Consider the following 12,324-nt stretch of genomic DNA (forward strand, 5'->3'; position numbering starts at 1 on the left):
TTGTACAGTTTGCAATTCCCCATGCACTATTTGTCATTGCCAGCTTGACTGGAAGATTATCTAAACTCCATCTCCTCGTAAATTCCTGAACCTCTTCCTGGCTTCGGCGCTAAACATGCTTCCGGGGTAATCAGTAATTAGTTTCTGGAAATAAATTTTAGCCTGGGCAATGTCGTTCAGCTTTTTCTCGTACAAATCGCCGAGGGTAAACAAGGCATCATCAGTCCAGATCCCGTCTTTAAAATCGTCGGTTACTTTTTTGAGGATATCGGCTGCCTTTTGAAATTCGCCTGCTTTAATCCAAATCCTGGCCTTGCTCATCATAATGGCATCGGTAAGACTGTTTTGCGGGTAAGCAATGGCAATGCTATCCATTTTTTTAATGGCACGCTCAGGCAGGTTTCTAAATAAAAGCATCTCGGCGTCGGCATACATTTTTAAAGCATTGCTGTCTGCAGGTGTTTGAATGTTATCGTTAATCAGTAAACTTAAATTCAATGCATCGTTGGCAATTAACTGCGAGGTGGCGGCTTTTAAAACCAGGCACTGACCGTTGCTATACTCAAAATTGCCCTGATAGAAAGAAAGTTTGGCGCTGCGGAAACGGGCTTCGTTACCAATCGGCTGTCCTTCAAATTGTTTGCTTACCTGCTCGTAAACCAAAAATGCCTCCCAGGGTTCGTTGGTTAAAATGTAAATGTCGCCTAAATCCAATTTCAGCTGGCCAACTTCCTGATCGTTTACGCCTGGCATTTTGATGGCTTCTTCCAACTCCTTTTCAGCCAATGCTGGCTGGTTAAGATAATAAGCCTGCAGGTTGGCCAGTTTTTTAATGGCAAACAGCGTATTCCGGTTTTTACCATTTTCGGACAATAAAGCCTCATAATCTTTGGCCAGCAAATCGAGCTCAGCAACAGTGTATTTCCCGCTGGTACGCAGGTTATAGCGGGTGTTCAGCATTTCAATCTTCGAAGGCAGATAATACTGGTTATCTTTCCCTTTGGTTAAAAGATATTCGTACGCTTTTATGGCTGTTTCGTAGGCGCCGTTATCTACAAAAGTATAAATGGCATTAAACAGCGTTCCGCCATCAGCCTTGGTACGTTTATCAAAAGCAATGAGTTGACGTAAGGCCATATCAAACTCCTGTTGCTGTATGTAGTTCCAGGTAAGCAACTGGATGTAAATTTCGGCATCTGGCTCTTTCTGGATTTTTTTTAGAATAGCCCCCTGAAAAAGCTGATAATCGTTTTTATCTTCAAAAACAGCCGAAAGCACCGCCTGCGCCTGTGGTAAAAGCTGTGGCATGGTAGCCAATGCATCCAGGTATTCCTGCATCAGCATGGGTTTATCCTTTTTAAACCTGTAAATATTCAGCAGTTCGAAAGTAAACAACTGCTCATTCCCCAATACTTTTCTGCCTTGCTTAAAGGTTTGTATGGCAAAATCGTAGTTTTCGAAACGGTAAAAATTATTGGCTAAATTCCTGATTTTAAATTCGTCTTTTGGCAGTTTAGCAATTACATCAGTAAAAATTTTATTGGCCGATTGTACATCTCCTTTTTCCTGGTAAAGTTTACCTAAGGCAATCGGGTACATATCATTCTGCGGATTTTTTTTAATCTCTTTCTTCACCGCCTTTTCGGCCACATCGTAACGTTTTAGCTTAAGCAGAGTGTTAAAATAAAAGTCAAAATAGCCATCATTATTCGGTATCGCATAAAGTTTTTCGAGCAAAACCAATGCTTTTTCATAATCGCCATCCTGGTAGTATTGTACAGCTAAAGTACTTTCATCGGGTGCTATGGGCTGGCTGGGCCTGAAAATCTGAGCATTAGCCCCCAGTGTAAACGATAAGAATATGATGAAAAGCAAACGGTTCATAAACCCTAAATTATAAGTTTTAAATGTAACATTTTAATACCTGATTAGCTAAACCACTATCTTATCTAAAACGTATTTTAAATGTTACCTGTATTTTATTTTGTGTATATGTTATAAATACTAAATTGAACCACGACTTATTATTGCTGGCGCAGGTAACATTGTTAGTGTAAATCGTGGTTAAGTGATTGTGATACTTATTTTTGTTATCCCGTTGAGGATTTATTTATGTTAAAAAGGATTTTTCTATTGTTTATGGTTGCGTTTATTTTTGCCTGTAAAGGGAAGAATGATAGTACAATACCTGTGGATGATTTTTTTAAAACGCAGGATAAAGCCTATTACCGCATATCGCCTGATGGGAAAAGCCTCTCGTATTTAAAGCTGCAGAACAAGAAACTCGAACTGTTTGCCGAAGATCTGGCCAGTGGAAAAAGTGTGCAGCTTACACATCTGAATGATAAGAGTATCAGTTTTCATTTCTGGACCAGCAATAACGAATTGATTTATTATACAGAAGATGAATCAAAAGAGCGCAGATCTGATTTATTTGTGATCAACAAAGACGGCAGCAAACAGGTTCAATTATACAGTAACGAAAAAAGCAGGTTAAGAGTAATTGAAGACCAGCTGATTGATGATAAATACATCATCGTTTCATCCAATAAACGCGATTCGACCCTTTTTGACGTTTACCGCCTAAATGTGCGTAATGGCCTAATGGATATTCTGGCTCAAAATCCAGGCAATTTTAGTCGCTGGATGACCGATTGCAGGGGTGAGTTAATGCTGGCCATTGCCAGTGATGGCGTGAATGAAACTTTAATGTACCGCGAAAATCCGGGCAAGGCTTTCAAACCCGTAATATCCAACAACTTCGAAACCACTTTGCAGCCGATCGCCTTTTCAGAAGCTAAATCTCATACACTATATGCAATTTCCAGCGTTAACCGCGATAAAAATGCACTGGTAGAACTCGATTTGCTTACCGGAAAGGAAAAACGGGTGCTTTTTGCCAATGATACATTAAACGTTGTAGATGCCACTTACTCGCGTTTCAGGAAAAAAATGCTTTTTGCAACATACGAAACCTGGAAAAGAGAGAAATATTACCTTGACGACAGCACAAAACTGGCTTATTCAAAAATAGATCAGCTTTTGCCGGGTACCGAGTGGATTATTGCCGATAAGGATAGAACCGATAAAGTATTTGTAATACGCACTTTTACCGATAAAAATCCGGGTTCTTATTATTTGTACTCCGCTGCAGATAATAAACTGAAGAAACTAACGGATGTGAGTCCCGCTATTAAACCTGAAGATATGAGCGCCATGACGCCCATCAGTTTTAAAAGCAGCGATGGTTTAACCATTAATGGTTATTTAACCCTGCCTAAAGATAAAAAAGCAGTTAATTTGCCGGTTGTGGTTTTCCCGCATAATGGGCCAAAAGCCAGAAACAGCTGGGGTTACAATGCCGAAGTGCAGTTTTTGGCCAATTGTGGTTATGCCGTTTTACAGGTAAACTACCGTGGTTCTACAGGTTATGGCAAATCATTTTATGCTGCAGGCTTTAAAGAATGGGGCGATAAAATACAAAATGATGTAAACGATGGGGCCAGATGGCTCATTGCACAAAAAATTGCTAACCCGAAACGTATCGCTATTTATGGCAATGGTTTCGGCGGCTATATTGCCTTAAATTGTTTGTATAAAAATCCCGATCTTTATAAATGCGGCGGATCTAATTCTGGTGTAATTAACCTGTTTAGTTACCTGAAAACTTTCCCACCGTTTTTAAAAGCTAAATTGCAAATGTATTACGAAATTGTAGGCAATCCTGTAACCGAAACAGATTACATGCGCTTCGCGTCGCCTGTGTTTCATGCCGACCGGTTTAAATCGCCTATTTTTATTGCGCAAAACCCGAAGGATCCGAGCGTGAACGTAGCAGAAGGCGTGCAGTTTATTAAGGAACTTAAAAAGCGCAATGTTCAGGTTACTTATATCGAAAAAGAAGAAGGACCCAACCCGGTAATACGCCAGCAGGGAAGAACTGCTTTGTACAAGGCTTTAGAAGAATTTTTACAAGAAAACCTGGGAAAGAAATAGGGTATGGCCTTAGATAAAAAAAGCGGTTACCGTAAAAACTTTTCACTAGGGGTAACCTTTATTGTACTCATATCAATCCTCTTTATCTTATCGCTGTTTCTGGCCTTTAATTACAGCAAGAAATCGATAGAAAATGATTTTGTTTCTGAAAAAGTAAACGTACTGGAGCAGAGCATTAAGCCATACAATGATTTCTTTCAGAACAAAATGCCCGAAATTTCTTACTATAGCGGCTATTTAGATTCTTCAACTGCTTCGAAATTCGTTGATACGGTAATGCTCAAGTACCCGTTTATTTCGCGGGTTACTTTTTACGATACAGAGGTAAAAGTTGCACCGGTACGAGATGGTATTAATGCCAATTATCTGGGAATTGGACCAAAATCAATTTATCAGTTCGGAAAAGGCATCAGCCCCGATTCAATAAAAGTTTATTCGGAAGAAGATCCCACCTCTTTTAATGTTGGCGACGATTTTAATGCCATGGCTTACAAGTTGGCCACTTTTGTTGATCGGTTGGATACTGCTGCTGTACCTACGCAGGAAGAACTTTTTACTAATTTTTCGGTAGTAAATTCAAGCGAGAATAAAATTACCTATTTAAATATTCCGCGCCGCGAAGACCTGAAAGTTTATAAGGAGATGATGAAACGGAAGTTAAATCCCTCTCCGGTTTACCAGCAGGATGTATTGGTTTTTAAGCTCGATGCGCATCACATCAAAATCGTAAATACACGCCCCTTGCTTTATCAGCACATAAGTATTGAGCCGCTCACTTACGATCCGATTGACAATTCTGATGAAAATATGAACACAGAGATTGCCCTGCCAGGAGCCTTTTCTGATTTTAAACTCTACTTCGTTTCGTCTAAATCCTACATCAAAAAAGAGATTTTTATTTACTTTATGCCAATAGCACTCGTGCTTTTACTGGTGTATGGCGTACTCTTGCTGGTTGCATTTTTAATTTACCGCAACCTGAACATCAACAGCAAGATGTTTAAACTGCAATACGATTTCGTGAATAACCTGACGCACGAATTTAAAACGCCGGTAAGTGTAATCAAAATTGCAGGTAACAACATTAAAAGCGCCCCGGCACTGAGTCAGCGGGAGCAGCAGCTTTATGGCAAAATACTCGATGAAGAAGCCGATAAGCTTAACGGTTTAATGAACAAACTGCTGGCCTTTACCCAGATTGAGAATAAAGCAATTAAATTAAACCAGGAAGAAGTTAATATTGTCGATTTTATTGAAAGTACCATCGAATCGCATACGCTTAAACATCCCGATTTTAAAATCACCTATGAAGTAATGGGCTTTAAAACCTTTATTACCGATCCGGTGTTATTGGGGAGTTTGTTCGATAACCTGGCCGAGAATGCTTACAAGTATTCTAAACCTGAACAGAAAAAATTGCACATTAGTGCCAAGTTAATTAAAGGGGTATTGGTTTTCAGGTTTACCGATAAAGGGATCGGTATTGCAGCTTCCGAATTGAACAATATTTTTAAGAAATTTTTCCGGATTCAGAACGAATATAACCAAATGGGCAGTGTAGGCTTGGGTTTGGCATTTTGCAAAGAACTGGTTAACTTTATGGAGGGAGAGATTTCTGTAAAAAGTAAAGTAGGCAGCGGTACAGAATTTAAAATTGTGCTGCCTTTTAATAGCTAGAGGTTGGAATGTTGGCTGTTGAAAGGTTGGAAAGTTGTGTTAACCTTCTTACATTACAATGTTTCAACATTAAAACAATAAAAAAAAGTTGAAAGGATGCAACCTTGTAACCTTTCAACATTACAATATAAATTAATATATAAATGTCTAAAGAAGTAAAAATATTAATCGTAGAAGATGATGAAAATCTTCGCTTTCTTGTGGCCCATCGCTTAAAGGCAGAGGGATATACTGTGCTCGAGGCAAATGATGGCGATGCAGGTGAAAGGATGATTTTGGCTGATCAGCCTGATATTGTTTTATTGGACTGGATGATGCCCGGCAAGCAAGGCGCTGAGGTTTGCGAGCATGTGCGTAAGCAAGGTTTCGAAAACCTGATCATTATGATGACTGCCAAAGCGCAGGATGTAGATAAGATCGATGCCTACAACTTTGGAGCATCTGATTACATTACCAAACCCTTTAATATGGATGTTTTGGTAGCCATGCTGGATAGCAAGGTGAAATTTATTGTGAATAAAGATACTGCCGAAATTCACCGTTTTGGTAATATGGAGCACCACCCGAATATTCATACCTTGTTTAGGGATGGTAAGAAAATTGAGTTAACCATATTAGAAAACCGTATTTTATTATACTTCTTACGTAATCCGGGTAAGGTAATTAACCGCGATGAGCTGATGCTGGTAGTTTGGGGTTATAACTCTGATGTGAATACCAGAACGCTTGATATGCACATTGTGCGTCTGCGTAAGAAAATAGAACTGAACCCTGATAATCCGCAGTTATTACAAACCGTAAGGGGAGTAGGCTACAGGTTTAACGCGGGATAGAGAAATCTAATGTGCCGTCAGATGTTGCCATCTGACGGTTATATCTTTATGCCAGATGGTCACATCTGACATCACCTCAACGCCTTTTATTACGCTCTTTTTAAAGTAAAAATGGTAATCTCAGGTAAAATACCAACCCTGCCCGGGTAACCTAAAAAGCCATAGCCAACATTAACATAAAGTTGTTGGAGTTGCTCCTGGTATAAACCTGCCCATTCTTTGTAAATGTATTGGATTGGGCTCCATTGAATTTCTTTAAACCTTAGACCAAACTGCATACCATGCGTGTGGCCGCTAAACATGGCATCAATTTGCGGGTATTTTTGCAACACTTCGCCACGCCAGTGCGATGGGTCGTGGCTTAGTAAAAGTTTTACCGGTAAATCATCCGTGTTTTTAACCGCCAGTTCCATTTTACCATATTTCGGAAAACGACCCATACCCCAGTTTTCAACACCCAGAATTCCGATTTCTTCGCCATCTACCTTTAGCCTGCGGTTGTCGTTCATCAACAGGTCGTAGCCCATAATCTTGTGCACATCAACCATGTCTTTCAGGTTTTTTACTTTAGCCGGCGAAGATTCCTTGCCGAAATAGTAATCGCCATAATCGTGGTTGCCTAGCGATGAGTATACACCTAGCGGTGCTTTTACTTTAGAGAAAATGTCCTGGTAATCGCGCACTTCGTTGGTGAGGTTGTTTACCAAATCGCCGGTGAAAAATACAAAATCGGGTTTCTCGGCCAAAAGCATTTCAACCCCACCCTTTACAGCGGTTTTGTTATAAAAACTACCCGAGTGGATATCTGAAATCTGGCCCATGGTTATGCCATCGAACGCTTTGGGCAGGTTTGGCAATATTAAATTTACCCTTCGTACCTGGTAATCGTAGGCGCCTGAAATAATGCCCCAGCTTAACGAAGTTAAAGGAACGGCGGCAGTAACCAGTCCGGCTTTAACCAAAAACGCTGAACGCGAAATTTTATCGTCTTCCTGGTTGGTTGAAGTTATAGCAGGTGCAGTTGTATGTGTTTTCTTTCTGGTGAGTTTAATCCATAACCGGCGTAAATCATCCAGAACCAGGAATGGAAGCATGGCCATTTTGCAGGCCACAGTTAAAAAGAAAGAAACTAAAATGATAGCGCGTAGCGTAAGAAACAAATTCAGGTAAATGCCACAGAAAACGCCAAAAATAAGCAAGGCACTGTAACCCCAATAGGCAACGGCAAATACTTTTTTGGTATTGGGTTTCCATTTTTTAAAAACCGAGGTAATGGCTTTAAAACAATAAATATCAAAAGCGATAATAAAAATGCAGGCGGCAATGATAAAAGGTAATCTTCCCATTTCTGGTAGGTTTGTAGTAAGTTTTTAAACAAATAAGGCAGGATATTTCGCCTGCCTAAATTAAAGAAATTATAATAGTTTATTATCTGAAATCGTCTTCATCCTCTTCCTCATCAAATTCGGCATTAAATAAACTGCCAAACATGTCGCTAAAACCAAAGCCGCCGGTTAGGTAATTTTTGCTCAGCTGAGAGTATTCGGCCAGGCCATGCAGTACAAACTCCATCAGCAATAAGGTTTGATTTTCGCTTAATTTAGGGTGGAATTTTTTAACAGTATCGTATAAACCAGGTACAAGCATCAGTGCTTTTTTATACTGTGTATTGGTTAAGTTATCGGTTACATCTACATTATTCCCATCGGTAAACCATTCGGTTATTTCGGTGTAAGGATTGGCTGTTTTGCTTTTTTTCGCTTTTTCCGGATCAGGGAAATAACGGGCAAACAAAGTTTTAACTGCTTTGCCAATTAGGGTGGTGGCTACGTGCGCCGGACCTTCCAGCTCACCCTCGTAAACTAATTCTATTTTACCGGTTATGGCCGGAATGATGCCCGCTAAATCTGATAAACGGACAAAGGTGTTTTTCTCACCTGATATCAGCATCCTTCTTTCAGCTGTACTGATTAAATTTTCGTAAGCAGAAATGGTTAATCTGGCCGATACACCCGATTTCTGATCGATGTACTCACTTTTACGTGCCTCGAAAGCAATTTGTTCGATCAAATCTTTAAGCAAGCCATCGGCCTCTATATTGGCTTTCTGTTCGGCGGTTAATTTGGCTTCCTGGAAAGTAATTTTGCGCGAAATTTCGATGCTCTTCGGATAATGGGTTAAAATCTGACTTTCTATCCTGTCTTTTAACGGGGTAACAATGCTTCCGCGATTGGTGTAATCTTCAGGATTTGCCGTAAATACAAACTGGATATCTAAAGGCAAACGCAATTTAAAACCACGAATCTGGATATCTTTTTCCTGCAGCATATTAAATAAAGCCACCTGAATACGTGCCTGTAAATCGGGTAATTCGTTAATGACAAAAATGCTGCGGTGTGCACGCGGGATTAAACCAAAGTGGATTACCCTTTCGTCGTTATAGGTCAGTTTTAAGGTCGCGGCTTTAATGGGATCAATATCGCCGATCAAATCGGCAACCGTAACATCAGGAGTCGCCAGCTTTTCGGTATAACGTTCGCTACGGTGTAACCAGGCAATTTCAGTAGCATCGCCTTTGGTGGCAATTTCATTTTTGGCATACCACGAAATCGGGTTCAGCGGATCATCGAAGATTTCGCTTCCGGCTACGTAGGGTACGTATTCATCCAGTAAATTAACCATTAAACGGGCAATTCGTGTTTTGGCCTGTCCGCGTAAACCTAAAAGCAGAATATTATGGCGCGATAGAATGGCCGTTTGTAATTCGGGAATTACGGTTTCATCATAACCAATAATACCTTCAAATTCTGTTTTCTTATCGCGTAATACTTTAATCAGGTTTTCCCTTAATTCTTCCTTAACGCTTCTTGATTTATAGCTGGTGGCCTTTAACTGGCCTAATGTAGTATTTTGCATTTTTGGGTTTAAATGTTGTAAAGTTAATCCGGTTGAAAGGTTAGGTGTAACCACTCAATCTTCGCTTGCTTTATATAAGGTTTAAGGTCTGGGGTTTAAGGTGTAAGGTCCTCAAAATGCATAAACCTGTTCACATATTAATGTTTTTAGGGTTGATTTTGGTAAGAATGGCTATGGGTTTTACCGTAAACCCTTTGCCCTATACCTTCCACCTTATTTAACTGTTTTCCTTCTGTTTTTAATGTAATCTTCAAAAATGTATTCGCCCAACCCGTTTAGCGAGCTGTAAAACGCCCTGCCACCATTTATTTCGGTAAACTGACGTACAAACTGCTGCAGGTAAGGATCTTTGGCAATCATAAAAGTTGTAATCGGGATTCTTAGGCGCTTGCATTGTGCTGCCATATTCAGGGTTTTGTTAATTACCTTCCGGTCAAGCCCCATGCTGTTTTTGTAATACTTGCCATTTTCTTTCAAACAGGTAGGTTTACCATCGGTAATCATGAAAATCTGTTTGTTATGTGTCTTCCTTCTGCGCAGTAAATCTGCTGCAAGTTCTAAACCAGCATAGGTATTGGTGTGATAAGGACCAACCTGCAAATAAGGCAGATCTTTCACGGTAATGGGCCAGGCATCGTTACCAAAAACCACAATATCCAATGTATCTTTCGGGTATTTCGTTTTAATCAGTTCGGCAAGCGCCATGGCTACTTTTTTTGCCGGGGTAATCCTGTCTTCGCCATACAAAATCATAGAGTGCGAAATATCGATCATCAGTACCGTAGAAGTAAGGGTTTTAAAATCTTTTTCTTCTACTTCCAGATCTCGGTCAGTGAGGGTAAAGTCATTAATGCCATGGTTTATTTGTGCGTTCTGAATAGAAGCAGTCATATCGATCTGGTCTAAGCTATCGCCAAAATTATATTCGCGTCTGTCGGCATTTTTTTCTTCGCCAATACCCGATTGGTTACTGTTATGGTTCCCGCGACCACTTTTTTTAAGCTTCCCAAAAATTTCATCCAGGGCCGATTTGCGTATGGTTTGCTCGGTTTTGGCCGTTATTTTAAACTCTCCCGATTGGTTATCTTCTGTCAGGTAACCTTTATCTTTCAAATCATCTATAAAATTACCAATTCCATAATCGTTATTGGTTAGCTTATATTGTTTGTCGAGTTCATTTAGCCAGCTTAGGGCTTCGGCTGCATCACCTGCGGTATAGTTGAGCAATTCGCTAAATAATTTTAGCAATTCATCAAAGCCACCTTTGGGCGTATCGCCCGGCTTGTAATCAGAAAAACGAAAACCTCTCATGTGCTTTTATAAACGGATTATCGAAGATAAAAGTTTCGATTTGCATTAATTTAAGCGGGGTGTCATATTTGAGCGGCACAGACCTCGCAGGTTTTTAAAACCTGCGAGGTCTGGAGTAGGGGCTAAAGCGCCATGTGGTAAATCTTTTTATTATAGTCGGGATTAGCTCCAACCTGCGAAGCCACAAAGGCACCAACTTTACAGGCATTATCTAAAGTGGTTTCCATGGGGTAACCTTGCAGGTAACAGGCAATAAAAGTAGCCAGAAAAGCATCGCCTGCGCCAACTGTATCGGCAACCTGTACCTTATAGCCGGAGTGTTTAAACAATTTTCCTTCTTTTAAAACGCAGGCACCTTTATCGCCCAGCGTTAAGCAGATAATGCCAATATTAAACTGATTGGCCAATTGTTTAAGCAGCTGTTCGTCGGTATTACCAGTCAGGCCAAAAGTATCTTTTACCCAAATAATTTCGTCTTCATTTATTTTTAAGATATCGGCATAGTTCAAAAGATCGCCAATTAAGTCTTTTTCATAAAAAGGACTTCTCAGGTTAATATCAAAAATCCTGGTTTTAGCATTTTCAAGTAAACCGATAATGGTTTTTTTTGAACGCGCATCACGGCAGGTTAAGCTGCAGTATACCAATGCATCTGCCTGTTTAACCGCTTCGGTATTCTGGTTGGTAAGTTCAATATTATCCCAGGCAACAGGTTGTTTAATGGTGTAAGTGGCCTGGTGGTTGGCATCGAGCTGTACTACCACGGTACTGGTTGGTAATTCGGTGTGTACCTGAATCAGGTCTGTGGTAAAATGGTTGCTGCTTAAAAAATCCAGTAATTCCTGACCATTGCCGTCGTTGCCAACCGCACTAATAAAGCTGCTTGTTATATTTTGTTTGTGCAGGTTAAGTGCAACATTCATACTCGAACCGCCGGCTTTCTTCCCTTCCGGAAAAACATCCCAGAGTATTTCGCCAATTGTAATTACTTTATTTTGCATGATAGATGATATTAATGCGTAAATAAACAATTTTTAGTGATGGAACAAAATAATTTGTTTGCTACCTTTAAGTTTAATCCCAATTACCATAACCATGAAAAGAATTCTGCTTGCCGTACTATTGTTAATCTCTGCCGGAAGCTTTGCCCAAAACGCAAAAGATAAACAGGCCATACTTGATTTATTAGAAAAACAGCGTACCGATTGGAACAAAGGCGATGTAGAAGCTTTTATGGAAGGCTATGAAAAGTCGGATAGCTTACTTTTCGTAGGTAAAAGTGGACCAACTTACGGCTGGCAAAAAACACTCGATAACTATAAAAAAGGTTATCCCGATAAATCGGCCATGGGTTTTCTGGTGTTCGGCATTAAAAAAGTCGATTTTTTGAACCCCAACCTGGCTTTTGTTTTAGGTAGCTGGAATGTAAAACGCGAAAAGGATGAACTGAAAGGTTATTTTACCTTACTCATTAAAAAAATAAAAGGCGAGTGGAAAGTAGTTGCTGATCATAGCAGTTAAGTGCTGAAGCAAAGTTGGAAAATAAAAAAAGGCGATATAATCGCCTTTCTAGTTAATCCGCGTTGCAAAC

Annotated in this window: 9 protein-coding genes; 4 read left to right on the plus strand and 5 right to left on the minus strand. The window is 40.0% G+C overall.

All coding sequences use genetic code 11. The annotated features are described in order from the left end of the window. Nucleotides 1-60: 60 nt before the first annotated feature. The gene (locus BLR37_RS04765) at nt 61-1,884 is read right to left on the minus strand and encodes a tetratricopeptide repeat protein (RefSeq protein ID WP_090765301.1); all 1,824 of its coding nucleotides are present in this window, start codon (nt 1,882-1,884) and stop codon (nt 61-63) included. A 255-nt stretch (nt 1,885-2,139) separates the two neighbouring features. Here BLR37_RS04765 and BLR37_RS04770 point away from each other — a divergent pair, with 255 nt between their 5' ends. The 3 genes from BLR37_RS04770 to BLR37_RS04780 all read left to right on the plus strand — a co-directional run bounded on the left by BLR37_RS04770 (nt 2,140) and on the right by BLR37_RS04780 (nt 6,506). Then, on the plus strand, nt 2,140-3,996 hold the full coding sequence (locus tag BLR37_RS04770; RefSeq protein WP_208599601.1) for a S9 family peptidase: 1,857 nt from the start codon (nt 2,140-2,142) through the stop codon (nt 3,994-3,996). Nucleotides 3,997-3,999: 3 nt separating this feature from the next. Further along, nucleotides 4,000-5,673: a sensor histidine kinase gene (locus BLR37_RS04775; protein ID WP_090765309.1), complete on the plus strand. Its 1,674-nt coding sequence runs from the start codon at nt 4,000-4,002 to the stop codon at nt 5,671-5,673. Between the two features lie 143 nt (nt 5,674-5,816). Continuing rightward, the gene (locus BLR37_RS04780; protein ID WP_039480457.1) at nt 5,817-6,506 is read left to right on the plus strand and encodes a response regulator transcription factor; all 690 of its coding nucleotides are present in this window, start codon (nt 5,817-5,819) and stop codon (nt 6,504-6,506) included. 89 nt (nt 6,507-6,595) lie between these two features. On the opposite strand, the gene BLR37_RS04785 is transcribed toward BLR37_RS04780, so the two are convergent. The 4 genes from BLR37_RS04785 to BLR37_RS04800 all read right to left on the minus strand — a co-directional run bounded on the left by BLR37_RS04785 (nt 6,596) and on the right by BLR37_RS04800 (nt 11,734). Continuing rightward, nucleotides 6,596-7,852 (minus strand): metallophosphoesterase, encoded by a 1,257-nt coding sequence (locus BLR37_RS04785; protein ID WP_090765312.1) that lies wholly within the window; start codon nt 7,850-7,852, stop codon nt 6,596-6,598. Nucleotides 7,853-7,934: 82 nt separating this feature from the next. Beyond that, nucleotides 7,935-9,422: a magnesium chelatase ATPase subunit I gene (locus BLR37_RS04790; RefSeq protein ID WP_039480454.1), complete on the minus strand. Its 1,488-nt coding sequence runs from the start codon at nt 9,420-9,422 to the stop codon at nt 7,935-7,937. A 213-nt stretch (nt 9,423-9,635) separates the two neighbouring features. Further along, a complete protein-coding gene (locus BLR37_RS04795; RefSeq protein ID WP_090765315.1) occupies nt 9,636-10,733 on the minus strand; it encodes a vWA domain-containing protein in 1,098 nt (365 codons plus the stop codon). A gap of 122 nt (nt 10,734-10,855) precedes the next feature. Then, nucleotides 10,856-11,734: a carbohydrate kinase family protein gene (locus BLR37_RS04800; protein WP_090765317.1), complete on the minus strand. Its 879-nt coding sequence runs from the start codon at nt 11,732-11,734 to the stop codon at nt 10,856-10,858. Between the two features lie 94 nt (nt 11,735-11,828). Here BLR37_RS04800 and BLR37_RS04805 point away from each other — a divergent pair, with 94 nt between their 5' ends. Beyond that, complete coding sequence (locus tag BLR37_RS04805; RefSeq protein ID WP_090765320.1) at nt 11,829-12,254, plus strand: YybH family protein; 426 nt, start codon at nt 11,829-11,831, stop codon at nt 12,252-12,254. Nucleotides 12,255-12,324: the final 70 nt, after the last annotated feature.

Origin of the sequence: Pedobacter soli, assembly GCF_900101435.1 — a bacterium.
Classification (GTDB): domain Bacteria; phylum Bacteroidota; class Bacteroidia; order Sphingobacteriales; family Sphingobacteriaceae; genus Pedobacter; species Pedobacter soli.